The 24,365-nt window shown below is 69.7% G+C and carries 22 protein-coding genes and 1 tRNA gene; 10 read left to right on the top strand and 13 right to left on the bottom strand.

Annotated features, from left to right (window positions below; all coding sequences use genetic code 11):
* Nucleotides 1–38: 38 nt before the first annotated feature.
* Both QSJ33_RS04375 and QSJ33_RS04380 read right to left on the bottom strand, forming a co-directional pair.
* Nucleotides 39–1,301, bottom strand: a complete 1,263-nt coding sequence (locus QSJ33_RS04375) for a porin (RefSeq protein ID WP_285723329.1) — start codon at nt 1,299–1,301, stop codon at nt 39–41.
* A 278-nt stretch (nt 1,302–1,579) separates the two neighbouring features.
* Complete coding sequence (locus QSJ33_RS04380; protein WP_285723330.1) at nt 1,580–3,256, bottom strand: AMP-binding protein; 1,677 nt, start codon at nt 3,254–3,256, stop codon at nt 1,580–1,582.
* A 214-nt stretch (nt 3,257–3,470) separates the two neighbouring features.
* Here QSJ33_RS04380 and QSJ33_RS04385 point away from each other — a divergent pair, with 214 nt between their 5' ends.
* From QSJ33_RS04385 to QSJ33_RS04410, 6 genes are all read left to right on the top strand, one after another.
* Nucleotides 3,471–4,610 (top strand): porin, encoded by a 1,140-nt coding sequence (locus QSJ33_RS04385; RefSeq protein ID WP_285723331.1) that lies wholly within the window; start codon nt 3,471–3,473, stop codon nt 4,608–4,610.
* A gap of 74 nt (nt 4,611–4,684) precedes the next feature.
* A complete protein-coding gene (locus QSJ33_RS04390; RefSeq protein ID WP_285723332.1) occupies nt 4,685–5,605 on the top strand; it encodes an MBL fold metallo-hydrolase in 921 nt (306 codons plus the stop codon).
* Between the two features lie 19 nt (nt 5,606–5,624).
* The gene (locus tag QSJ33_RS04395; RefSeq protein WP_285723333.1) at nt 5,625–7,568 is read left to right on the top strand and encodes an acetate--CoA ligase; all 1,944 of its coding nucleotides are present in this window, start codon (nt 5,625–5,627) and stop codon (nt 7,566–7,568) included.
* Nucleotides 7,569–7,639: 71 nt separating this feature from the next.
* Nucleotides 7,640–10,075, top strand: a complete 2,436-nt coding sequence (locus QSJ33_RS04400) for a bifunctional acetate--CoA ligase family protein/GNAT family N-acetyltransferase (protein ID WP_285723334.1) — start codon at nt 7,640–7,642, stop codon at nt 10,073–10,075.
* A gap of 14 nt (nt 10,076–10,089) precedes the next feature.
* Entirely contained in the window at nt 10,090–10,719 is a 630-nt protein-coding gene (locus QSJ33_RS04405) for a CBS and ACT domain-containing protein (protein ID WP_285723335.1), read from the top strand.
* Nucleotides 10,707–11,840, top strand: a complete 1,134-nt coding sequence (locus QSJ33_RS04410) for an acetoin utilization protein AcuC (protein WP_285723336.1) — start codon at nt 10,707–10,709, stop codon at nt 11,838–11,840. The genes QSJ33_RS04405 and QSJ33_RS04410 overlap by 13 nt, the downstream gene beginning before the upstream one ends.
* Before the next feature lie 4 nt (nt 11,841–11,844).
* Here the strand turns inward: QSJ33_RS04410 and QSJ33_RS04415 are convergent, their stop codons facing one another.
* From QSJ33_RS04415 to QSJ33_RS04430, 4 genes are all read right to left on the bottom strand, one after another.
* Nucleotides 11,845–12,609, bottom strand: a complete 765-nt coding sequence (locus QSJ33_RS04415) for an SDR family oxidoreductase (protein ID WP_285723337.1) — start codon at nt 12,607–12,609, stop codon at nt 11,845–11,847.
* Between the two features lie 71 nt (nt 12,610–12,680).
* On the bottom strand, nt 12,681–13,427 hold the full coding sequence (locus QSJ33_RS04420) for a hypothetical protein (RefSeq protein ID WP_285723338.1): 747 nt from the start codon (nt 13,425–13,427) through the stop codon (nt 12,681–12,683).
* 193 nt (nt 13,428–13,620) lie between these two features.
* A tRNA-Arg gene (locus QSJ33_RS04425) sits at nt 13,621–13,697 on the bottom strand.
* A gap of 17 nt (nt 13,698–13,714) precedes the next feature.
* Nucleotides 13,715–14,947: an FAD-dependent oxidoreductase gene (locus QSJ33_RS04430; RefSeq protein WP_285723339.1), complete on the bottom strand. Its 1,233-nt coding sequence runs from the start codon at nt 14,945–14,947 to the stop codon at nt 13,715–13,717.
* Between the two features lie 50 nt (nt 14,948–14,997).
* On the opposite strand from QSJ33_RS04430, the gene QSJ33_RS04435 reads away from it, so the two are divergent.
* Nucleotides 14,998–16,221, top strand: a complete 1,224-nt coding sequence (locus tag QSJ33_RS04435; RefSeq protein ID WP_285723340.1) for an MFS transporter — start codon at nt 14,998–15,000, stop codon at nt 16,219–16,221.
* 10 nt (nt 16,222–16,231) lie between these two features.
* Here the strand turns inward: QSJ33_RS04435 and QSJ33_RS04440 are convergent, their stop codons facing one another.
* The 5 genes from QSJ33_RS04440 to QSJ33_RS04460 are packed head-to-tail and all read right to left on the bottom strand — an operon-like array spanning nt 16,232 to nt 19,453.
* Nucleotides 16,232–16,759, bottom strand: a complete 528-nt coding sequence (locus tag QSJ33_RS04440) for a hypothetical protein (RefSeq protein ID WP_285723341.1) — start codon at nt 16,757–16,759, stop codon at nt 16,232–16,234.
* A gap of 51 nt (nt 16,760–16,810) precedes the next feature.
* A complete protein-coding gene (locus QSJ33_RS04445; protein WP_285723342.1) occupies nt 16,811–17,539 on the bottom strand; it encodes an SDR family NAD(P)-dependent oxidoreductase in 729 nt (242 codons plus the stop codon).
* Nucleotides 17,536–18,174, bottom strand: coding sequence for a DUF502 domain-containing protein (locus tag QSJ33_RS04450; RefSeq protein WP_285723343.1), 639 nt, complete (start codon nt 18,172–18,174; stop codon nt 17,536–17,538). Before QSJ33_RS04450 ends, QSJ33_RS04445 begins: the two co-directional genes overlap by 4 nt.
* The gene (gene pgsA / locus QSJ33_RS04455) at nt 18,171–18,824 is read right to left on the bottom strand and encodes a CDP-diacylglycerol--glycerol-3-phosphate 3-phosphatidyltransferase (RefSeq protein WP_285723344.1); all 654 of its coding nucleotides are present in this window, start codon (nt 18,822–18,824) and stop codon (nt 18,171–18,173) included. The genes QSJ33_RS04450 and pgsA overlap by 4 nt, the downstream gene beginning before the upstream one ends.
* 56 nt (nt 18,825–18,880) lie before the next feature.
* Nucleotides 18,881–19,453 carry a hypothetical protein gene (locus tag QSJ33_RS04460; RefSeq protein ID WP_285723345.1) on the bottom strand — a complete coding sequence of 191 codons (573 nt, stop codon included), beginning with the start codon at nt 19,451–19,453 and terminating at the stop codon, nt 18,881–18,883.
* A gap of 16 nt (nt 19,454–19,469) precedes the next feature.
* Here QSJ33_RS04460 and QSJ33_RS04465 point away from each other — a divergent pair, with 16 nt between their 5' ends.
* Nucleotides 19,470–20,414, top strand: coding sequence for an epoxyqueuosine reductase (locus QSJ33_RS04465; protein WP_285723346.1), 945 nt, complete (start codon nt 19,470–19,472; stop codon nt 20,412–20,414).
* Between the two features lie 91 nt (nt 20,415–20,505).
* Entirely contained in the window at nt 20,506–22,395 is a 1,890-nt protein-coding gene (gene speA, locus QSJ33_RS04470; RefSeq protein ID WP_285723347.1) for a biosynthetic arginine decarboxylase, read from the top strand.
* Nucleotides 22,396–22,397: 2 nt separating this feature from the next.
* Here the strand turns inward: speA and QSJ33_RS04475 are convergent, their stop codons facing one another.
* Complete coding sequence (locus tag QSJ33_RS04475; protein WP_285723348.1) at nt 22,398–22,880, bottom strand: nucleoside deaminase; 483 nt, start codon at nt 22,878–22,880, stop codon at nt 22,398–22,400.
* An 8-nt stretch (nt 22,881–22,888) separates the two neighbouring features.
* A complete protein-coding gene (locus QSJ33_RS04480) occupies nt 22,889–23,368 on the bottom strand; it encodes a DinB family protein (RefSeq protein WP_285723349.1) in 480 nt (159 codons plus the stop codon).
* Nucleotides 23,369–23,476: 108 nt separating this feature from the next.
* On the opposite strand from QSJ33_RS04480, the gene QSJ33_RS04485 reads away from it, so the two are divergent.
* A complete protein-coding gene (locus tag QSJ33_RS04485; protein WP_285723350.1) occupies nt 23,477–24,364 on the top strand; it encodes a 3-hydroxyacyl-CoA dehydrogenase family protein in 888 nt (295 codons plus the stop codon).
* The last annotated feature ends 1 nt before the right edge of the window (nt 24,365 follow it).

The following is a 24,365-nucleotide window of genomic DNA, read 5'->3' on the forward strand; positions in this document are numbered from 1 at the left end:
GTCCAGCCGGAAGCTCCGGCCGGGGAATCAGGCTCGGATCAGAATCCGACCATGATCCCGGCGACGATGCTGTCACCGCCCTGCTCGCCGGTCTGGCCGACGCGGGGCTGCAGGAAGTTCTTGCTGCGGTGGATGTAGTTCACCTTGAACTTCGCGAAGGTGGCCTTGGCGGGGTTGAAGATGTAGTTGTAGCCCAGGATCGCCTCGGTGTACTTCGGCGAGTAGTCGTTGCCGGTCGCCGCGCCCGTCGCCACGGTGGTGGTGTAGGGGTTGGTGGCGGTGTACCAGTCGTCGCCCTGGTTGAAGTTCAGGTAGTCGTAGCGGGCGGTGATCCAGTGATTGCCCATCTTGTAGATGCCCGTCAGGGTGTAGCCGAGGAACTTCTGGTCCAGGTGCTGGCGCTTCACGGCCGCGGTGGTCGTGTCGTACAGGCTGGGGTAGCGGCGGCCGAGCAGGCCGTTGATCATCTCCACGGAGCCCAGCCACTTGCTGGTCTCGTAGACGTAGTAGGCGCCCAGGTTCGTGGTCTTGTCCTTGTTGTCGAGGATCTGGGTGTTCGAGGGGACGGTCACATAGCCCGCGCCGCTCCAGCCGGTGCCGGCGACCATGGTGGAATCCTTCAGGTTCGTCACGCCTTCGCGGTAGTAGACGCCGAAGTTGTGGTCGGTGCCATAGCTCATCTCGAGGCGCGAGACCACGTCCTTCTGGGCGTTCGAGTCGTTGCTCTTGCCGGCGCTGCCGTCATCCGTGTTGCCGTTGGTGAAGCCCAGGTTGAACTTGCCGCTGAAGCCCTTGGGGTCGCCGAAGCCGTAGGTGGCCACGATGCCGCGGTCGCGCTTGTCGCCGAAGTAGCGGGCGTGCATGGAGCGGTCGTAGAAGTTCACGAAGGCGGAGCCCTTCATCGAGGCTTCCCAGGTCTGCAGGGGCTTGAACTGGCCGACCTTCAGGGAGAAGTCCTTGGTGGGCTGCCAGGTGATGAAGGCGTCGTTCAGGATGTTGCCGTAGGTGGAGGCGTTCCCGCTGTTGTTCGGGTCGAACATGATGTTCCAGCTCAGGGTGTCGCCGATCTTGCTGCCGAGGTAGATCTCCGTCCGGCGGACGTAGAACTGGTTCTCCTTGAACGCGGCGTTCAGGGAGGGGTTCGACATGTACCCGTTGGGCTCGGCCTTGTCGAGGCGCAGGTTGTTGTCGAGCATCTGGGTGTACCAGACTTCGACGATGGCGTTGAGCTTCACGTCCTGCGCCTGGGCGAACCCGGCGGCGAGGAGCACGGCGAGGCCGGCGAGCTTGGAGGTCTTCATGGAGACTCCTAGGAGGGAGGTTGGGGGGGCGGATCAGGGGAGTCGATCCCGGTAGGGATTCAGGCAGGACGAGGCCCTGGGATCGGTTGCCAACAAGCTAGAGGCTGGGCGTGCAAGCGTCCATCGATTTAAGAGAAGGTTCCCGGCGTTGTGATGTATGCCACAGACCCACCCTAGATCCTTGGTTGTACGCGGGCTTGACGGTCCTGTAACAAAGCGGCGACAGGCCGCCCTGCGATCGAGTCGAAATTGCTCCTGGGGGCGTCCGTCCCCTGTCCCTATTTCAGTTCCGCGAACTGCTCCTCCCGGAACTCCGCCGTGGACTGCCCGCCGGCGGCGGCCCGTTTCCGCAGCTCCACCCGCCGGATCTTGCCGGAGATGGTCTTGGGCAGGTCGCTGAACTCGATGATGCGGATCCGCTTGTAGGGGGAGAGCCGCTCGCGGATGAACCGGAACAGCGAGAGGGCCGTGGCGCGGTCGGGCTCGAAGCCGGCCCGGAGGATGATGTAGGCCTTGGGCACAGCGAGCTTCACCGGGTCGGGGCTGGGCACCACCGCGGCCTCGGCCACGGCCTCGTGCTCGATGAGGAACGATTCCAACTCGAAGGGGCTGATGCGGTAGTCCGAGCTCTTGAAGACGTCATCGGCCCGGCCCACGAAGAACAGGTAGCCCTCCTCGTCCCGGGTGGCCACGTCGCCGGTGCGGTAGTAGCCCTCCGCCAGGGCCTTCTCCATCTTCGTCGGATCGTCCTTGTAGCCCTGCATGAGCCCCAGCGGCGGCGGGTCCAGGCGCAGGGAGATCTCCCCTTCGTCGGCCTCCCGGCCCTCCGCATCGAGCAGGGCGATCCGGTATCCCGGCAGGGGATGGCCCATGGAGCCCGCCTTCACCTTCCGGCCCGGGGCGTTGCCGGCCTGGGCCGTGGTCTCCGTCTGCCCATAGCCGTCCCGGATGGTGATGCCCCAGGCCTGCTCCACCTGGTGGATCACCTCCGGATTCAGGGGTTCCCCGGCGCCGACCAGTTCGCGGAGCTTCACGGGATAGGCCCTGAGGTCCTCCTGGATGAAGAGGCGCCACACGGTCGGCGGGGCGCACAGCGTGGTCACGCCCTTCTCCACGATCACCTTCAGGGTGGCCGCCGCGCTGAACCGGGCCGCGCGGTAGACGAAGATGCAGGCCCCGGCGTTCCAGGGGGCGAAGAAGCTGCTCCAGGCGTGCTTGGCCCAGCCGGGGGAGCTGATGTTGTAGTGGACGTCCCCCGCCTGGAGGCCGATCCAGAACATGGTGGAGAGATGGCCCACGGGATAGCTCTGGTGGGTGTGCAGCACGAGCTTGGGCTTGGCCGTGGTGCCGGACGTGAAGTAGAGCAGCATGGGATCCGTGGCCCGGGTGGGACCGTCGGGCCTGAAATCCGGCGAGCCGGCGTACAGCTCGTCGAAGGACCGCCAGCCGGCCGCCTGCCCCCCTACGCAGATGCGCGTGAGGGCGGCATCCATGCCGTCGAACTTGGCCGTCTGGGCGGCATCCACGATCAGGTGCCGGATCCCGCCGCGCTCGATGCGGTCCTGGAGGTCGGCCTGGGACAGGAGCAGCGTGGAGGGCACCAGGACCGCCCCCAGCTTCATGCAGGCCAGCATCGCCTCCCAGAGCGGCTGGACGTTGTCGAGCATGAGCAGCACCCCATCGCCCCGCTGCACACCCAGGGCCCTCAAGGCATTGGCCACCTGGCTGCTGCGCCGGCTCATCTCCCGGTAGCTCACCTTGGCTTCCGTCCCGTTCTCCTCGACGATCCAGAGGGCCGGGCGGTCGTTGCCCTCGGCCTGGACATCGAAATGGTCGAGGGCCCAGTTGAACTGCTCCAGCCGGGGCCACTGGAACCCTTGGCAGGCCTTCGCGTAGTCCTCGCGATGCCGGACCAGGAAGTCCCGAGCCTCGAGAAAGGCCTGCCGCTCGTTCATGCGCTCCTCCGGATGGGGTGGGTGGGCCAAATCTAGGCTGATCCCCCGCGCCGAGTCCAGCCGGATCCCACCCTCAACGGCTTGCTTTCCACAAGAGTCATGGTGCTATCTGATTTTATATAACTACTTAATTAATTATTTGCGACACCGACTCACTCGGAGTAGGCTCCCGTCAGCCTTACATCCCACAACCCCATACTCCAAGGAGGATCCCATGCGGGGATTCCATCGTTACCTGGCCCTCGGCGCAGGACTCGCGGCCGCGTTTCCGCTCGGAGCCCAGGGCCTTGCGATCACGACGCCGCAGGCTTCCATGAAGTTCGGCGTGCTCTTCCAGCCCCAGTACGAGGCCATCGGGAATCAGACCCTGGACGGGACCACGCAGAACCTCTACATGCGGCGCATGCGGCTCTACATCCTCGGCAACGTCGGAGACAAATGGGAATACTGGATCGACACCGATTCCCCGAACATGGGCAAGGCCAACGCGGACGGCACCCGGAACGGCATGGGCCCCAACGGGAACCTGATCCTCCAGGACGCCTACATCACCTACAAGTTCACCCCGAACCTGAAGCTGGACGCGGGCCTCACCCTGATGCCCCTGGCCCACCACAACTTCCAGGGAGCCACCAGCCTCCTGGGCGTGGACTACAGCCCCTATGCCTTCCTCTCCAGCGCAGGCCTGGGGAACAACGTCGGCCGGGACACGGGCCTCCTCCTCCGCGGCTTCGCATGGAACCACCTCGACTTCCGGCTCGGCGTGTCGGAAGGCAAGCGCGCCAAGGAGGTCACCGGCCAGGCCATCCCCACGAACAACCACGTGGCCTCCAACAATGCGATGCGGGTGTCCGGACGCCTCCAGTGGAACTTCTTCGACCTGGAATCCACGGCCAACGCCTACTACGCCGGCACCTACTTCGGCACCAAGAAGATCTTCTCCATCGGCGCGGGGCACGACCAGCAGGACGACTACAAGGCCACCGCCTTCGACATCTTCCTGGACTGGCCCGTGGGGAACGATTCCGTCACCTTCCAGGCCGACCACTGGGACTGGGACGGCGGCACCTGGATCCCCACCCTCACCAAGCGGAAGAACCTGTTCAGCGAGGCGGGCTACCGGTTCGGCGCCACCAACCTGATGCCCTATGTCCGCTACGAATTCCAGCGGCCGGACGTCGAGACCACCGCCGTGCCCAAGGAGGACCGCCTCGGGGGCGGGCTGGCCTGGTGGATCAAGGGCCACACCTCCAACCTCAAGGTGCAGTACCTGCGCATCAAGCCCACCGCGCCGGGCGTGAGCCTGAACGACTACAACCAGGTGAACATCCAGTTCCAGTTCTTCTACCTCTAGGCTGTTGACCGCCCTCCGCCCCGGCTCCGGTCCACCCGGATCCGGGGCGGAGCCCGACGACGAAGGAGGCTGGCATGGACCGCGGGGATTCGCAGGGCCAGGTGTCCCTGCTGGACCTGCACTTCCAGGCCGAAGGCACGGTCGGGGCCTTCCTGGTGCGCACCTCCGGAGGGCCCGTCCTGGTGGAGACCGGGCCCGAATCCCTCGTCGACCACCTCGAGGCCGCGGTGCAGGCCCAGGGCTTCGACCTGGCGGACATCCGGGATGTCTTCGTCACCCATGTCCACCTGGACCATGCGGGCGCGGCCTGGCGGCTGGCCCGGAACGGGGCCCGGATCTACGTCCACCCCAAGGGCGCCGCCCACCTGGCGGATCCCGGCAGGCTGCTGGGCTCGGCCCGGCGGATCTACGGCGAGGCGATGGAGCGCCTCTGGGGTCGCCTGGAGCCCATCCCCCCCGGGCAGATCATCGCCCTCGGGGATGGCGAGACCGTACGGATCGGCGACACGGCCCTCGAGGCCATCCACACCCCCGGCCATGCCATCCACCACATCACGTACCGCCTGGACGACGGCCTCTTCACGGGGGACGTGGGCGGCATCCGCATCGGCGACGGGCCGGTGATTCCGCCCTTCCCGCCCCCCGACATCGACCTCGAGGCCTGGAGGGATTCCATCCTCCGGATGAAGGCCGTGCATCCCGCCTTCATCTATCCCACCCACTTCGGCATCAAGCGCGATGGCCCCGCCCACTTGGACTCCCTGGAGGAGAACCTCCACCGCATCGCCCAGTGGATGCGGGGGGAGCTGGCCACGGGGATCGCCGAGCAGGCCCTGGTCCCCCGCTTCCAGGACTTCCTGCGGGACCTCCTGTCCGGGCACGGCCTGACGGAGGAGGCCCTCCAGGACTACGAGATCGCCGATCCGGCCTTCATGAGCGTGTACGGGCTCGCGCGCTACTGGCGGAAGCGGGAGACCGGCGGACCCTCTGCCTGAGCCCCCCGGAGACCCGGCCATGTCCCATGCCGCCGCACCCATCTACGCCGACAAGCCACTGATCCCACCCACCCCGGCGCTCAGGGCCCAGGCGCCCATGTCGCCTGATGCCGCCGTGGCGTATCTTTCGGAGGCGCGGCGGAATCCGGAAGGCTACTGGGCGGGCATCGCCGGCGAACTGGAGTGGCTGCACCCCTGGGACAGCGTCCTGGAAGGCGGGTTCCCCGATTTCCGCTATTTCCCGGGTGCCCTCGGCAATGTCTCCGTCAACTGCGTGGACCGGCACGCCCGCGCCCACCCGGACAAGGTGGCCATCCATTGGGAGCGGGAGGACGGGGTCCGGGAGACCTGGACCTATGCCCGGCTCCTGGACGCCGTCGCCCGCTTCGCCAACGTGCTCAGGACGCTGGGGGTGCGGAAGGGCGACCGGGTGGGCATCTACATGGCCAACATCCCCGAAGCCTTCGTCGCCTGCCACGCCTGCTACCGCATCGGGGCCATCTACGGCGTGATCTTCGCGGGCTTCTCCGCCCAGGCCGTGCGGGAGCGACTGGTGGACGCCCAGCCCAGGGTCGTCGTGGCCGCCGATGCGAGCGTCCGGCGCGGCAAGCGGGTGCCCCTCATGGAGACCCTGGATGTCGCCATGGAGGGCCTGGCTTCCATCGAGACCGTGGTGGTGGTCCACCGGATGGGCGGCGAGGTGCCCATGACCTCCGGACGCGACCGCTGGTACGGCGACCTGATGGCGGTCGCCTCCCCCGTCTGCCCGCCCGAGCCCATGGAGGCCAACGAGCCGGGCTTCATCATCCACACCTCGGGCACCTCGGCGAAACCCAAGGGCCTCATCCACGCGGGCCTGGGCTTCCTGGTGGGCGTCTACGCCAACACCAGGTGGTCCCTGCTGCCCCAGCCCGACGACGTGCTCTGGTGCACGGCCGACGTGGGCTGGCTCACCTTCCCCATCTGGGCGCTGGTGGGGGGGCTGGCGAACGGGGCCACCCTGGTGGCCTACGAGGGGGCCCTCGATTGGCCGGATCCGGGCCACTTCTACGAGGTGCTGGAGCGGCTGCGGGTGTCGAAGCTGTTCACGGCGCCCACGGCGCTCCGCATGTTCCGGCGGGCCGGGGACGCCTGGCTGCGGGGCCGCGACCTGAGCCGCCTCACGCTCATCAGCTGCGTGGGCGAACCGCTGGATCCCGACACCTGGTACTGGAGCCGGGACGTGCTCTGCGGCGGCCGGATCTTCTTCAACAACACCTACGGCCAGACGGAGACCGGCACGGGCTGGACCTCCTCCATGGTGGGGATGACCCCCACGAAGCCGGGCTCCTGCGGCCATCCGCTGCCCGGCTACCAGGCCGAAGTGGTGGACGAGTCGGGCCATCCCCTTCCGGCCGGAGCCCTTGGCGTGCTGACCCTCACGGCCCCCTTCCCCAGCCTGGTCCGCGGGGTCTGGGGAGATCCCGCCCGCTACAAGGCCACCTACTTTTCCCGCTTCCCGGGCCGCTACAACAGCTTCGACGCCGCCATCCTGGACCCGGACGGACAGGTGTGGGTGACGGGGCGCGTGGACGATGTCATCAACGTGGCGGCCCACCGCATCGGCACCATGGAGGTGGAGGCAGCCCTCATCGGCCATCCCGCCGTCAGCGAAGCCGCCGTGGTGGGCGTGCCCGATCCCGTGAAGGGGGAGGTGCCCCTGGCCTTCGTGATCCTGCGCGGCGGTGTCCAGGCCACCCCGGGCCTGGAGGACGAACTGGTGCGGCGGGTGGCCGACGAGCTGGGGGCCTTCGCCAGGCCCCACCGGGTGATCCTCACGCCCACCCTGCCCCGCACCCGCAGCGGGAAGATCATGCGTCGGCTGCTGCGCGACATGGTTCGCGAGGGCCAGGTGACGGGCGACCTGAGCGCCCTCGAGAACCCGGAGGCCATCGACCTGGTGCGCGGCCTCCTACGAGGCTGACCCGCCGAAGATCACCCCCGGGATGCCTATTCTTGGTAGGGTGGTCCTGACCATCCCTGCCGAGGCCACCCGTGTTTGCCATCCTCCCCGACGGCGCCGACTACCGGGAATTCGTCCTGCTGAAGGACGGCCGGAGCATCCTGCTGCGCCTGGCTGCGCCGGAGGACGCGGACCGCGTGGAGCAGTTCATCAACAGCCGCACCAAGCAGACCCTGGCCCTGCGCTTCATGGCCGGCGTGGCCCGGGTGTCGCGGAAGTTCGTGGAGGACCTCTGCGAGTGCGACCCCCGCCGCTGGGCCTGCCTCCTGGCCGTGGAGGGCGAGGACCAGCGCATCCTGGGCCTGGGCAACTACGTGGGCGACGGGGGCAACCTGGCGGAGGTGGCCTTCCTCGTGGCCGAGGAGGACCAGGGCCGGGGCATCGCCACCCTCATCCTGGAGAAGCTGGGCGGGCTGGCCGCCGGAGCCGGGTACGTGGGCTTCGAGGCCGAGGTGCTCTTCGAGAACCAGAAGATGATCCACGTCTTCCGGGACTCGGGCTTCGAGACCCGGCAGGCCCTGGAGGGGGGCATCATCCACGTCCGGTTCCCCCTGAACGCCCCGGAAGCCTTGCGCGAACGCGCCGCCACCCGGGAGCGGGTGGCCGTGGCCAACTCCCTCGTGCCCCTGTTCCGGCCGAAGACCGTGGCCGTGGTGGGCGCCTCGCGGGACCCCTCCTCCCTGGGCAACGCCCTTTTCCGGAACATCCTCCAGGGACGGTTCAAGGGCACCGTCTTCCCCGTCAATCCCCGGGCCCAGGCCATCGAGGGCGTCCGGGCCTACGCCTCGCTGTCGGACCTGCCGGAGGCGCCGGACCTGGTGATCCTGGCCGTGCCGGCTTCGAAGGTGCTGTCGGTGGCCCGGCGGGCCCTGGACATGGGTTCGCGGGGACTGCTGGTCCTGGCGGCCGGGTTCGCGGAGACCGGGCCGGAGGGCGCCCGGCGACAGGAGCGCCTGGAGCGGCTGGTGCGGAGCCGGGGAGCACGGCTGGTGGGGCCGAACTGCCTGGGGCTGCTGAACACCGACGCCTCGATCCAGCTGAACGCCAGCCTGGCCACCGCCCTGCCGCCGCGGGGCCGGGTGGGATTCTTCAGCCACTCCGCCGCCCTGGGCGTGGTGATCCTGCAGTACGCCGCGGAGCGCGGCCTGGGGTTCTCCACCTTCGTCTCCGCCGGCAACCGGGCGGACGTCTCCGGCAACGACCTGCTCCAGTACTGGGACGAGGATCCCAACACCGACCTGGCCCTGCTCTACCTGGAGACCTTCGGCAATGCCCGCCGCTTCGCGCGCCTGGCCCGGCGCATGTCCCACCGCAAGCCCATCCTCTGCGTGAAGAGCGCCCGCAGCCACGCGGGGCGCCGGATGGCCCAGGCCCACATCGGGGCCAGCCCGCAGAACGACGCCGAGGTGGAGGCCCTCTTCCAGCAGGCCGGCGTCATCCGCGCCAACACCCTGGAGGAGCTCTTCGACATCGCCCTGCTGCTGTCCCACCAGCCCCTCCCCAAGGGCAACCGGGTGGCGGTCATCAGCAATTCCGGCGGCGTGGCCACCATCTGCGCCGACGCCTGCGAGTCCAGCGGGATGCAGATCGGCGGCCCCGGCGTGGTGGACCTCCAGGCCACGGCCACGGCGGAGCAGTACGAGAAGGCCTGCCAGCAGGCCCTGGAACACCCCGAGGTGGACGCCCTCATCGCCACCTTCGCCTGCGTGGGTTCCTGCGATCCCAACGCCGTGGCCCGGGCCATCCGCCGCGCGGCCATCCAGGCCGAGCGGAGGACCGGCATCGCCAAGCCCACCCTGCTCTCGCTCATGGGCGTCAGTGGCGCCGTGGCCGTGGGACTGGCGCCCGCCGGCGGCTCGGCCCGCACCTTCCCCTCCTACCGCTTTCCCGAGTCGGCGGCCCTGGCCCTCTCCAAGGCCGTGGAGTACGCCCGGTTCCGCATGCTCCCGCCCGGCCGGATCCTCGGCTACGAGGGCACCGATCCCATGGCGGCCCGGATGCTCGTCGAGCAGGCCCTCCAGAGTGTCCCCAAGGACGCTCCCCCGCTGGCCCTCAAGGGGCCCCAGGCCCGCACGCTCCTGGGCCACTTCGGCCTCCCCATCCAGACCACCCCCGCTCCCGTGGAGGGGAAGCGGACCAGCCTCCGGGTGATCATCTCCCTGACGGTGGATCCCGATTTCGGTCCCATCTGGCGCTTCCACCGCCGGGGCGGGGACTCCCTCCTGCGGATCACGCCGATGACGGACCTGGACATCGCGGGCGTGATCGAGCGGCTCCGCCTGCCCGCCCAGCGCGGATTCTCCGAGACCCTCGGCCGGCTCACCCTGATGGTGGAGGAGCTCCCCTGGATCCACGCCTTCAGCGCCCAGGTCGACGTGCCCACCGCTGAACCCGCGCCGGCCGGTCCCCTGCCCCTCCTGCCGGGGCATGCCCTGTCCTTCTCCGTCCCGGCGTTCCGCCAGGCCTGAACCCGGAGGCTCCCGTGCTCGTCCAGGAAATGATGCACAGTCCCGTGGTCACCATCCCGCCTGGAGCCAGTCTCCAGGAGGCCTGCAACCTGTTCAGCTCGCGGGGCTTCCGCCACCTGCCCGTGGTGGACGGGGAGCGGCTCGTGGGCGTCCTCACGGATCGCGACCTCCGCTGGGCCACCAGCGCCCTCTGCCCGGAACCCCGGAAGCTCGACGAGCCCGTCCACACCGCCATGAGCCGGCCGCCCATCACCATCGACCCCCTCGACCCGGTGGAGGACGCGGCCCGCATCATGCGGGAGCACAAGATCGGCTGCCTGCCCGTCATGGATGGACCGGCGCTGGTGGGCATCCTCACGGGCATGGACATCCTGGACACCCTCATCAAGCTCACGGGCATCTCGCTGCCCTCCTCCCGCCTGGAGGTGGCCCTGGACGACCGGCCCGGCGAGCTGGCCCACCTCACGGCCTTCCTGGCCGCCCGGAACGTGAACATCCACTCCATCCTCACCTACCCGGATGCCGACCGCCTGGTGCGCACGGTGCTCCGGGTGGGCTCGAGCCAGGTCCGCACCCTGGCGGAGGAGCTCCGCCAGGAGGGTTTCCGCATCCTCTGGCCCAGGCCCAAGCCATGGCCGCACTGATCCACCGCGCGGAGTACGCGCAGTACGACTTCGGCCCCGAGCACCCCTTCACGCCCGCCCGCCTCGAGATGCTGCTGGACCTGCTGCGGGAGCTGGGGGTCGAGCTGGCCCCCCTGGCGGCCCCGCCGGCCACCCGGGAGGAGATCCTCACCGTCCACGATCCCGCCTACGTGGAGGTCGTGGAGGCCCTCTCCCGGGGCGAGTCCCGGCCGGAGGCCGAGGCCTTCGGCCTGGGCACGCCGGACAATCCCATCTTCCCCGGCATGGACCTGGCCGCCCGCTGGCTGGCGGGCGGCGCCCTGCATGGCGCCCGCCTGCTCATGTCCGGCGCAGAACAGCGCGTGCTCCAGCTGGGCGGCGGCCTCCACCACGCCCAGCGGAACCGGGCCGCGGGCTTCTGCCTCTACAACGACCTGGCCGTGGCCATCCAGGCCATGGTGGAGCACGGCTGGCGGGTGGCCTACCTGGACATCGACCTCCACCACGGCGATGGCGTCCAGAGCCTCTTCTACGACCACGACCGGGTGCTGACCATCAGCCTCCACGAGTCCGGCCACTACCTGTTCCCGGGCACGGGCCACATCCAGGAGCTGGGCGGCGGCTACGCGCGCGGGCTCTCGCTGAACCTGCCCTTCGAGCCCTTCACGGGCACCGAGGACTACCTCGAGGCCTTCGATACCGTCGTGCCCCAGGCCCTGGCCATGTTCTCCCCCCATGTGCTGGTGGTGCAGGCCGGGGCGGACGCCCACTTCGCGGATCCCATGGGCGACCTGGCCCTCACCACCCAGGCCTTCGAGACCCTCTACCATCGCATCCTGGACCTGGCCCACCGGCACGCCCAGGGACGGCTCCTCGCCACCCTCGGCGGAGGCTACGACGCGCAGGTGGTCTCGCGGGTGTGGACCATCCTGGCCCTCACCCTGTTCGACCAGCCGCTGCCGGAGACCCTCCCCCCGGCCTGGATCGAGCGGTGGCGGCCCCTGCTGGGCGAGACGCCGCCCACGCACCTCCATGATCCGGTGCCCGCGTACCCACCCATGCCCGGCGCGGAGCTACGGAGCCGCCACAACCGGGACACCGTCTCGCGCCTGCTGGACGCCCTCAGCCGCTACTGGCTCTGATCCGTCAGTGCGGATCCTTCACCATGGCCTCGTTGAAGCCCTGGAACACCTCGCCGTACTTCCCCGTCTCCGCGGCGAAGCGCAGGCGCTTCACGTTCTCGACGCAGATCTCCTGGGCCTCCGGCTGCGTCTCCAGCAGGTGCATCACCTCCGCGATGTAGGCCGGAAGCGGCATGGCCCTGGGATCCGAGGCGCCGTTCATGAGGTCCGTCGCCACGTAGGGCGGGATGAGCTCGAGCACCTCCGTGGAGGTCTCCCGGAGCTGGAAGCGGAGGGACTCGGTGTAGGAGTGGATCGCGGCCTTGGTGGCGCAGTAGGTCGGGGTCGTGGCCAGGGGCAGGAAGGCCAGCCCGGAGGAGACGTTCATGACCACCGAGCGGGCCTGCCGCTGGAGCAGGGGCAGCAGGGCCGCCGTGAGGCGGAGGGGCCCCAGCAGGTTGGTGGCGACGATGGCCTCCATGTCCGAGAGGTCGTCCGCCTGGACCCGCAGATCCTCGGCCCGCATGATCCCGGAGTTGTTGACGAGGACGTTCAGGCGGGGGAAGTCCGCCGTCACCTTCGCGGCGAACCCGCGGATCGCGGAAGGGTCCTGGAGGTCCACGACGTACGAGGCCATGCCGGGATTCGCCCGGACCGTGTCCTCCAGCACCTCCCGCCGCCTCCCCGCGATGACCACCTGGTTCCCGCGGGCGTGGAAGGCCTCCGCCAGCCCCCGCCCGATGCCCGAGCCGCCGCCGGTGATGAGGATGGTGTTGCCGCGCATGTCCATGGTGCCTCCCGCAACGTGCCCCCGTACGGTAGTCCAGGGCACCAGCCGGAACAACCACGGGCCCTGCGGATTCAGCAGCCCCGGGCCCGGGCCTCGGACACCAGGAACACGGCCAGATCCGCCGGATCCACCGAGAGGACCGGCAGCCCCGCCAGGAAACCGGGGCGGGTGATCCGGTCGTCCACGGGGGCACCGGCTGCGAGGGCCCGCAAGCGCGCGAGGAGGGCCGTGAAGTTCGCGGACCGGGAAGGCTGGAGGGCCGGCCCCAGGCACTGGTAGTTGAGCCGGCCCTCGTAGAGCATGATCCCGGGAAGCCCGTCGTTCCGCTGCACCAGGATGAACGGCTCCCTCGAGGAGGTCCGCCGTTCCAAGGTGGTCTCCACCTTCTTGGTGATCGCCAGGCCGCTCGTCAGCAGGGCCTTGCCCAGGTCCAGCTTCCGCTCCGTGGTCTTGACCAGCTCCGAGGTCTCCATCGTGCGGTGGCCGCGCAGGAAGGCCGCGATGGAGGCGGCCGGGCATTCATGCCGCTGGCCCCGCCCATCCACGGCCACGAACCCCTCGGAAGCACATTCCAGGTTCCGGGCCACCACGCGGTCCTTGTCCCCCTGGATGGCGGCCACCTCGCCGACGAAGGCCGTGAACCCCGCCGCCGCCAGGGCCTCCACGATCCGGGCACCGTCCTGGGTGGCGCGGACCAGCACCCTCGGGGGCGTCCCGGCAAGCAGGCGCGCGGCATCCACCTGGGCGATCCCGGCGATGTCGGCCGCCCGCCGGACACCATCGGGATCAGTAGGAAGGCTTGCGACCGCAACGAACATGGCACCCACCCGGAATGATCATCCCCCGCCCGCGGCGATGGTGCAGCCCTTTCCCCAGGAACGCCCGCCCGGCCACGGACCTGGGCTTGCTACGGCAGGGCCACCGGCCGGGCGCACGGATCGGCAGATTGCAGGCCGGAGGCAGGACGAAAAAGGCCTGCCGTGAAGGGCAGGCCTGCGTGGTAAATCAGAGTGGTGGTCCCGGAGCGACTCGAACGCCCGACCCTCAGATTCGTAGTCTGATGCTCTATCCAGCTGAGCTACGGGACCGCACTGAACCATCGATTCTACCGGATTCCCTCCGGCTGTCCATCCCAAACCCGCAGGGGCGCGGTGCGGGAGGTGGGGCAGGCGCGGCCGGTGAGGCCCGTGGCCAGGCGGTCCATGAGGGCCCGGGCGGTGGTGAGCTTGCCGCCCAGCACCAGGGTGAGGTTCCCGAAGCGCGCGTGCCGCTCCAGCACGGCCTCCCGGCTGAGGTGGGTGGTGAGGCCCGAGGCGGCCACCAGGGGCCGGACACCCAGTTCCTCGGCGCGGAGGGGCAGGCTCCGCCAGGGGATGGCGGGCAGGTTCGCCGCCAGCGCGTCGAACAGCTCCTCCCGCTCGGCCTCGAGGATGGGCACCCAGCCGTCGCCCACCTCGCGCTCGGTGGTGCCCACCTGGAGGAGGCCGTCGCGGGGGATCACGAAGAGGATCCGCCCCTTGGGCCGGCGGATGGCCCAGGGGCGCTCGCAGCCCGGCACGGCGTCGAACCAGAGGTGGATGCCTGACGAAAGCCGCAGGCGCTTCCGGTCCTCCCCGAACCAGCCCGCCATGGCACCGTCCGTCCAGGGCCCCAGGGCGAAGACCCAGCGGCGGGCGGAGAGGCGGCGGGTGGCGCCATCCCGCCGGTCCCGCAGGACCGCCCTGTGCAGCTCCCCCGCGGTGTCCTCGAAGGAGGCGACGTCATGGAAATCCAGGCGCAGGGCCTCGCTGGAGGCGGCGAGGTCCCGGGTCAGCTCCCGGTCCCAGGTCATGAGGTCGGCGTAGGCCGTCGCGCCCCGGAAGGGGCCGCCCGCGGACCGGGGATCGGCCTGGAAGGTGGAGGGAGGCACGCCGCCCAGGCGCAGCTCCGGCGGCCAGCCCGGCCGCTCGGCGCCCCAGTGGTCGTAGAGGCCGATGCCGAGGCGGTGGGCCAGGCCCTCGGGCCAGGAGCGGTGGGGCATCCAGAAGGCCTCCCAGCGGCAGCGGCGCGGCGCGATGCGGGACCAGGTGGCCCGTTCCGCCAGGCCCTCCCGCATCTGCCGGATGTCGCCGGTGAGCAGGTAGCGGATGCCGCCGTGGAGGAGCTGGCTGGACCACTGGCTGGTGCCGCCGCCCACCTCGCCGCGGTCCACCAGGGCGCAGGCGATGCCCCGGAGGGTGAGCTCCCGGGCCAGGGCCGCCCCGTGGATGCCCGCCCCGACGATCGCGATTTCCGTGTCCAGGACCGCCGGCAGATCGCAGCGGCCTTCGGGCGGGGCGGGCCAGGCGGGCTCGGACATGGGCACCTCGCCCCCAGTGTGACGGCACGGTGTGCTTCAATGAAGCCACCATGAGCCCCACCCGCCTCCGTTCCGTCCTGAACCTCACGGTCCTCGTGGCCGCGCTGGGCTACTTCGTCGACATGTTCGACCTGCTGCTGTTCCCCATCGTGCGGCAGCCGAGCCTCACGGCCCTGGGCGTGCCCCCGGGGGACGCCCAGGTGTCGGCCACCTTCCTGCTGCTCAACGCGCAGATGGTGGGCATGCTCCTGGGGGGCATCCTCTGGGGCATCCTGGGCGACAAGAAGGGGCGGCTGAGCACCCTCTTCGGCAGCATCGCGCTCTACTCCGTGGCCAACATCGCCAACGCCTTCGTCCATTCCATCCCGTCCTACGTGGTGTGGCGGTTCCTCGCAGGGCTGGGCCTGGCCGGCGAACTCGGTGCCGCCGTGACGCTGGTGAGCGAGATCCTGCCCCGGGACCTGCGGGCCTACGGCACGGCCATCGTCGCCGCCGTGGGCATCTTCGGGACCGTGACCGCCAGCCTCGTGGGCAAGTACCTGCCTTGGCGCGTGGCCTACCTGGCCGGAGGCGGCCTCGGGCTGCTGCTCCTGGTGACCCGCTTCAGCCTGCGGGAGAGCGCCATGTTCCGCGACCTGGGGAGCCACGAGGTGAAGCGGGGCGACTTCCTCTGCCTCTTCACCAGCGGCGAGCGGTTCCTGCGCTACCTCCGCTGCATCCTCATCGGCCTCCCCACCTGGTTCGTGGTGGCCATTCTCATCACCTCGGCCCCGGAGTTCGCGCCGAAGATCGGGGTGACGGGCCCCGTGGCCGCGGGCACCGCGGTGGCCTTCTGCTACACCGGCATCACGCTGGGCAGCCTGGCCTCCGGCATCCTCAGCCAGCTCTGGGGCAGCCGCAAGAAGGTGGTGCTGGTCTTCATCCTGGGCGCCCTGGCGGGCGTGGCGACCTACCTGAGCCTGCGGGGCCTCACCCCCGCCGCCTTCTACCTGCTCGCCGGCTTCCTCGGGCTCGCCACCGGGTACTGGGCCGTCTTCGTCACCATCGCGGCGGAGCAGTTCGGCACCAACCTGCGCTCTACCGTGGCCACCACGGTGCCCAACTTCGTCCGCGGCTCGGTCCCCCTCATCACCGGGAGCTTCATCGCGCTGAGGAACCACCTCGGCTTCATCGGCTCCGCCTGGGTGGTGGGGCTGGCCTGCTTCGTCCTGGCCCTGGTCTCGCTCTGGGGCATGGCGGAGACCCACGGCCGGGACCTCGACTTCGTGGAGTAGCGGCCTCCTCCTAGCGGGGCGGCAGCACCTTGGCGTCCCGCACCGTCGCGAGGTCCACCTCGACGGTCCTCCCATCCTTCAGCGTCAGGCGCAGGGTCCCCCTCGCCGGCAGGTCCAGGGATTCAGCCCCGCCGTTCACCGCACCCTCCACCCGGATGCGGAAGGTCCCGCTGCCGCCGTAGTGGTTCCGGCCCACCCGCATGACCAGATGCTCAGCCCTGGGAAGGACGATGCGCTTCGTCTCCCTCACGCTCTTGTCGTTGTAGGCCCGGGGATTCATGGCCAGCTTCGCGTGGCCGGCCTGGTCGGACAGGCCCAGGTCCACGTTGATGTTGGCGTCGCTGGGGGTGATGTCCACGGTCACCACCAGCGGACCCGGCCCGGCCGTGAAGGCGTAGTAGGCCTCGCCCCTGTCGTCCTCGGCGATGCGCCCGGTGATGACCCCATCCGAAGGCAGGGGCAGCGGATGTGCCCGGTCCATGCGGGTCTGCGCCGCAAGGGGGAGGACGAGGATGGCGAGCAGGGCCGCGGTCTTCATGCTGGAGCCTCGGGAGGATTTCCCCCGAGCTTAGCATTCCCTCCGACCGGCCTAGAAGACGGCGTCGGCCCCGCCGTCGATCGGGATCACCACCCCCGTCGTCCAGGTGCTCTCGTCGCTCAGCAGGTGGGCGGCCAGCAGGGCCACCTCCACTTCGGTGCCCAGGCGCTTGAGCGGGTTCACCGAGGAGAGGCGCGCCAGGTCGCCGGCGGGATCCTCGCTGGCGGCGAGGCGCGTGTCCACCATGGGCGTGTGGACGGGACCGGGGGCGATGGCGTTGCAGCGGATGCGCCGGGGCGCCCATTCCTGCGCCAGCACCCGGGCCAGCATGTGGACCCCGGCCTTGGAGACGCTGTAGGCGGCGCTGTCCGGGATGGCCCGCAGGCCGATGTTGGAGCCGACCAGGACGACGCTGCCGCCCTCGCGCAGTTTCGGCCCCAGGTGGTGGCAGAGGAGCCAGGGTCCCCGCAGGTTGGCGGCGAGGGTGGCGTCGAAGGCGGCGATGGGCGTGGAGGCCACGCTGCCTGTCAGCAGCTGGCCCGCGGCTAGGAACATGCCGTCCAGGTCCGGGCACTGCTCCGCGAAGGCGGCCACGGCGGCCTCGTCGGAGTGGTCCAGGGCCACGTGCCTGGCCACCCACAGGGTCTCCTGGAGTTCGGCGAGCCGGCGTCCGGCGAGCACCAGGTCCGCCCCGCTGTCCCAGAAGAGCCGGGCCGCGGCCCGGCCGATGCCGCTGCCCGCTCCGGTCACCAGGATGCGCTTGCCGCGCAGGCTGCTCACGGGGTCTCCGTCACCCGGAAGGTTCCCGTCCCCGTACGGGGCGGGGCCACCACGCCGCCGCTGACGGCCCAGGTGAGGGCCTGGTCGGCGCTGATCTCCAGCGGCCGGACCTGGGAGGCGTCCATCATCACCACGTAGCCCGAGGTGGGATTGGGCGAGGTGGGGACATAGACCGCCAGCATCTTCTCGCCCCCGGGGACGGCCCAGGCGCAGTCGCGGCTGGCCACGAACCCGAGGGTGTAGGCCCCCGGATGGGGCCACTCGACCAGCACCACCTCCTTGAAGCTGCCCCCCTGCCCCGACTGGATGGCGCCCATGAGCTGGCGCGTGGCGCCGTAGATGCTCTTCACCACGGGGACGTGGAGCATGAGCTCGTCCAGCCACTCCATGAGCTGGCGACCCGCGAAGTTGCTCATGAGGGCGCCCACGGCGGCCAGCATGAGGAGGGTCACCAGGGCCGAGAACAGGGCCAGGGCCCAGTAGGGCAGGTCCGGCGCATGGAGGTGCTGGGCGACCCAGGTGAGGGGGCCGCGGAAGATCCCCACCAGCGCGTTGAAGATCCCGTTGAGGATCCACAGCGTCACCACCAGGGGCAGCAGGGTGAAAACGCCTGCGATGAGGTACTTTCGGATCATTCGGGATCCCCCTTCTGCTTGCCGGTGAGGTTGCCGTCCTCGGCCATGATCCGGGGACCGACCACCTTCCAGAAGGCGTGGAAGTAGGACACCGCGCTCCAGACCGCCAGGATCAGCGCGGCCCAGAGCAGCAGGACGCCCATGCCCCAGAAGAAGGTGTAGGGCCGGTTCAGCTGGATGAAGAACCGGAAGATCTCCTTGTGGGTCCACTCGTAGAGCCAGTAGTCCAGCCGGGGGCCGAGGATCAGGCAGGAGATGGCCGCCACCTGGAAGCCCATCTTCCACTTGCCCACGGTGCCCGCGGGGATGGTGAGGCCCTCCTCGCTGGCGATGCCGCGGAGACCCGTGACCGCGAACTCCCGGGCCAGGATGATGAAGGTCATCCAGGCGGGCGCGAGGTTCAGCTCCACGAGGGAGATCAGGGCCCCGGCCACCAGCAGCTTGTCCGCCAGGGGATCCAGGAGCTTGCCCAGGGTGGTCACCTGCTTCCAGCGCCGGGCCAGGTAGCCGTCCAGCCAGTCCGTGATGGAGGCGGCCCAGAACACCACCACCCCGATGACCTCGTGGTTGGTCACCTTGGTCATCAGGACGACGACCAGGATGGGAACCATCAGGATCCGGGCCAGCGACAGGAGGTTGGGGAGGTTCATGGGGGAGGTCGTTCCTGGACAGGGCGGCCGCAGCCGGACCTCCAGCCTACCTGCTTTCAGAGCACGTTCAGGCCCCCCCGGGCCAGGAGCCCCTGCCAGCCGGCATCGGGGACCACCGCGAAGGTGCCGGGATCGGCCTCCCCCTGGGCCAGACTGGCGAGGGAGACATGGACGGGGATCCCCCGGGCCTGGACGCCGGCCAGCACCTCGACAGCCACGGGATCCTCCAGCAGTTCCAGGGCCTGGTGGGCCAGGCAGAGCCAGGGCGTGCCAGGCTCCAGGTAGGCGAGGGTCTCCAGGAGCAGGCGCCGGCCCAGGGCCCGGTCGCCGGGGGCGAAGGCGCTGCGGAGGAGGAGGACCGGACGCGGGGCCGGACCCGCCGCCAGGGAGGACGGCGTTGGCGCCGGTCGCCGGCCCGCGGCCAATTCCAGTTCCCAGGTGCCGCCGCGGGAGGTCGCCCGGGGCCTGAGGCCCTGCCGCTCGAGGAAGCCCGCCACGTTCACCCGCAGGGTCTCGTCCTGGCCCACGATCCGCAGGGCCTCGCCGGGATGCTCCGCCAGCAGGGACCGGAGTTCCACCAGGGCCTGGAAGACCGTGACATCGCGCAGCTCGAGGGTGAGGATATCCATGGGAGGGAGCCTTCGCGTGCCAGTTGAACACCCGGATCCGCTGGCATTCAAGGACTGGCTTCGCCAGGAGGCCCGGAGCCTCGGGTTCTCCCATGCGGGTTTCGCCGGCTGCGGGCCCTTCGAGACGGAGCGGCCGCGCCTCGAGGCCTGGTTCGCCGAGGGCCGCGGCGAGCCCCTGCCCTACCTGGACCCGGCCGCCCTGCTGGATCCCCGCACCGTCTTCCCCGGCGCCCACACGGCCCTCGTGGGTTTCTTCCCCTACGCCCGGCCCGGGGCCGTCCCCGGGGCCGCCCCCGGCAGCCTCAAGCTCAGCCGGTATCTCTGGGGACCGGACTATCACCTGGTCCTCAAGTCCCGGCTGGCCCGCCTGCTGGAGGCCGCCCAGGCCCGCTGGCCGGGCCTGGAGGGCCGGGTCTGCGTGGACACGGCCCCCCTGCTGGAGCGCCAGCTGGCGGTCCGCGCCGGCCTCGGCTGGCAGGGCAAGCACACCCTCCTCATCGCCGGGAAGGACGGCTCCTGGGGCTTCCTGGGGGTCCTGCTGCTGTCCACGGAGCTCCCTCCGGACCCGCCCTTCGCCGCGGACCGCTGCGGCACCTGCACCGCCTGCCTGGCGGCCTGCCCCACCGGGGCCCTGGCCCCCTTCCGCCTGGACCCGGCCCGCTGCCTCACCACCTACACCCTGGAGACGGAGGCCGAGCCGCCCCCCGACGTCGTCGCGGCGCTGGCGGAGACCCGCTGGGCCGCGGGCTGCGACATCTGCCAGGAGGTCTGCCCCTGGAACCGGGCCCCGCTCTGGGGGGATCCGGACCTCTGGGGGGGCCCGAGCCCCCTCCACACCCGCCCCGCGGCGGACCTGCCCCGGGGCGCCGCCCAGTGGCGGAAGCTCACCCGGAGGACCGCCCTGAGGCGCGTCCGGGACCGCCATTGGCGCGCCACCTTGGCCAGGATACAAGGCTCGTGATTTTTCATTGGAAGTGAAGGGCTTTTGCCCATATAAACGAACTTCCGGCCGAAGGTGGCCGCCCCGGTTTGAGGAGGCACCTCGGATGCCCATGAAGCACTGGACGGTCCAGGACGCCGCGACCCTGTACGGCGTGAAGGAGTGGGGCAACGGCTACTTCGGCATCAACGCCAAGGGCCATCTGGAGATCACGCCCACCCAGGACGAGTCCCTCAGTTGCGACGTCTACGAGATCGTCCAGCACCTGAAGAAGAAGGGGCTCCGCACCCCGCTGAACCTGCGCTTCCCGCAGGTCCTGGCCCATCGCGTGGTGGAGGTGAACGAAGCCTTCCGCAAGGCCATCATCGAGTTCGGCTACGAGGGCAGCTACCAGGGCGTCTACCCGGTCAAGACCAACCAGATCAAGGAAGTGGTCGAGGAGATCGTCCGCGCCGGGAACAAGTACCACTACGGCCTGGAAGCCGGCTCCAAGCCCGAGCTGATGATCGCCCTGAGCCTGGACCTGCATCCCGAGGCCCTGGTGCTCTGCAACGGCTACAAGGACGAATCCTTCATCCGCATGGCCCTGCTGGCCCGGAAGGCCGGCCGCAAGGTGGTCATCACCGTCGAGAAGATGACCGAGCTGCCCCTGATCCTGAAGGTGGCGAAGGAGCTGAAGGTGGAGCCGCTCATCGGCCTCCGCGCCAAGCTCAACGCCCAGGGTTCCGGCAAGTGGGAGACCAGCGCCGGCGACCACGCCAAGTTCGGCCTCACCACCAGCGAGATCCTGGACGCCATCGAGGTGCTGGAGAAGCGCGACCTCCTGGACAGCGTCATCGAGCTGCACTTCCACATCGGGAGCCAGATCACCGACATCCGCAAGATCAAGTCGGCCATGAAGGAGGCCACCCGCATCTACGCCAAGCTGCGGAAGATGGGCGTGCCCATCCGCTACCTCAACGTGGGCGGCGGCCTGGGCGTGGACTACGACGGCAGCAAGACCACCTTCAGCAGCTCCATGAACTACACCATCTCGGAGTACGCGGCGGACGTGGTCTACACCACCAAGGACATCTGCGCCCAGGAGCAGGTGCCCATGCCGGACCTGCTCAGCGAGTCCGGCCGCGCCATCGTGGCCTACCACGAGGTTGTGGTCGTGGACATCATCGGCCTCATCGACACCACCCACACGAAGTACAAGGTGGAGCTCACGGGCCGGGAGCCCCAGATCCTCAAGGAGCTGGCCTACACCCGGGACAACATCTCCGTGAAGAACTTCGCCGAGATGTACCACGACGCCATCACCCAGAAGGACGAGCTCCTCACCCTCTTCAACCTGGGCTACCTGAGCCTGGAGGATCGCAGCAAGGGCGAGACGCTGTTCTGGGAGGTCTGCCGCAAGCTCTCCCGCATCCTCAGCAGCAAGAGCCTGAAATACGTGCCCGAGGAGTTCCAGGACCTGAACAAGAGCCTGGCCGACAAGCTCATCGGCAACTTCAGCCTCTTCCAGTCCATGCCCGACCACTGGGCCATCGAGCAGCTCTTCCCCGTCATGCCCATCCACCGGCTGAAGGAGAAGCCCGCACTGTCCGCCACGCTCTGCGACATCACCTGCGACAGCGACGGCAAGATGGAGAAGTTCATCGACCTGAAGGACGTCCGCGACGAGATCCCGCTCCACGAGCCCCGCGGCGGCGAGGCCTACTACGTGGCCTTCTTCCTCACCGGGGCCTACCAGGACATCCTGGGCATGCGGCACAACCTCTTCGGGGCCCCCAACGAGGCCCACATCGTGGTGGACGAGGACGACACGTTCAAGGTCCAGCACATCGTGAAGGGCGACACGGTGGATCACGTCCTCCGCAGCGTCCACTACGATCCGGATGCCCTCATCCAGGGGCCCGCCTCCAAGCGGAAGGCCAGTGCCAAGAGTGACGCGGCCGAGGCCCTGAAGGCCCTCCTCACCGAGGAACGGAAGCTCCACACCTACCTGGAGATCTAAGGTCAGTAGGGGGTCTTGTCGGGCTTGGCGTCCCAGGCCCGGAAGGCCTCCAGGGCCTCGTCCCTCATCAGCTGGGCCGAGGGCAGGCTCCGTTCGCCCAGGGGCAGGGCCACTTCGTGGTACAGCCACGCGTCGTCGAACCGGATCCCGGCCGCGTCCTGCCGCGTGTTGGCGTACCAGATGCGGTCCAGCCGCGCCCAGTAGATGGCGGCCAGGCACATGGGGCAGGGTTCGCAGCTGGTGTAGATCTCGCACCCCCGCAGCTCGAAGGTGCCCAGGGCACGACAGGCCTCGCGGATGGCCGTGATCTCGGCGTGGGCCGTGGGATCGCAGGCGGAGGTCACCCGGTTCCAGCCCTCGCCCACGATCCTCCCGTCCCGGACCACCACCGCGCCGAAGGGACCGCCCTCGCCCGCGAGCATGTGGGTCCGGGAGAGCTCGATGGCCCGGCGCATGAAGGGGGATCGGTCGGCGGAGGCGTCCATGGGCGGCCTCAATCCCAACGCGGTTCCGGCTTCTGCTTCCAGAGCCAGATGAGGTAGTCGACGTTCTTCGGGGGGACCCCGAGGACCTTCAGCCGGCTCATGTTCTGGCCCCGGTGGTGCTGGGTGTGCAGGCAGACCTGCATCAGGGCGTCCGTCCCGGAGACGATGCAGGGCGGTTCCGGAAACCAGGGGATCCGCACCGGCTGGGCGAGGGTCAGCTCGTCGAGGGTCCTGGCCAGGGCGGCATAGACCTCGTGGCTGGCCCGGGCCCGGAGCTTGAGTCCGGCGAAGTCCGGCAGGGGCCGCTCCTGGAAGGCGAGCGCCTCTCCCTTGAGCACCTTCAGGAAGCCCTCCTGCACCTCCACGATGTGGGCCACGCGGGTGCGCAGCTCGACATCCTCCTGGGCCGGCGAGGCCCCCCAGGCATGGAAGAACACAGCGTCCGCCCAGGCGTGGTGGGCCAGGAGATCCTTGAGATGGCTGGTCATGGCGCCTCCGGGGCCAGCCTGATTCTACTCGATGCCCCCCGCCGGGCCCGATTCGTCGGAGAATGAGGACCTGATCATCCCCAAGCCCAACACCCCGAAGGAGGTCCCGTGAACATCCAGCGCATCGGCATCGTCGGCTGCGGCCTCATGGGAGCCGGCATCGCCCAGTCCGCCGCCGAGGCGGGCTTCAATGTCCGGGTGAAGGAGGTGGACGAGGCCCTGCTCGCCAAGGGCCTGGCCCGGATCCACGCCGCCTGGGAGCGGGCGCTGGCCAAGGGGAAGCTGACGGAGGACCGGCATGCCGAGTACGCCGCCCGGCTGCACGGCACCCTGGACTTCGCCACCCTGGCGGACTGCGACCTCGTCATCGAGGCCGTGCCCGAGTGCCTCGACCTCAAGCTCCGCACCCTCGCAGAGCTGGATCGGGTCCTGGAGACGGGATCCCTGCTCTGCTCGAACACCTCCAGCCTCTCCATCGCCCAGCTCGGGGCCGCCCTCGATCCCGCCCGCCTGTCCCGGCTGGCCGGGCTCCACTTCTTCAATCCCGTGCCCGCCATGCCCCTGGTGGAGATCGTGCGGACCCTGGCCACCTCGGAGGACACCACGGCCGCCCTGAAGGGGTTCGTCGGGGCCCTGGGCAAGACCGCCGTGCTCGCCCCTGACGCACCGGGCTTCGTCGTGAACCGCCTCCTGGTGCCCTACCTCCTGGACGCCGTCCGCTGCGCCGAGCAGCGCCTGGCCACCGTGGAGGACCTGGATGCCGCGATGAAGCTGGGCGCCGGTCACCCGATGGGCCCTCTGCATCTCAGCGACTTCATCGGCCTGGACACGATGGTCAGCGTGGCCGACGTCTTCTTCGAGGCTTTCGGCGAACCTCGCTTCAAGGCCCCCTCCCTGCTCCGCCAGCTGGTGGCGGCGGGCCGGCTGGGGCGGAAATCCGGCTCCGGCTTCTACCGCTGGGAAGGCGAGAAGCGCCTGGAAGCCCTGCCCCTCTGAC

It is taken from the genome of Geothrix rubra (assembly GCF_030268065.1).
GTDB classification, from domain to species: Bacteria; Acidobacteriota; Holophagae; order Holophagales; family Holophagaceae; genus Geothrix; species Geothrix rubra.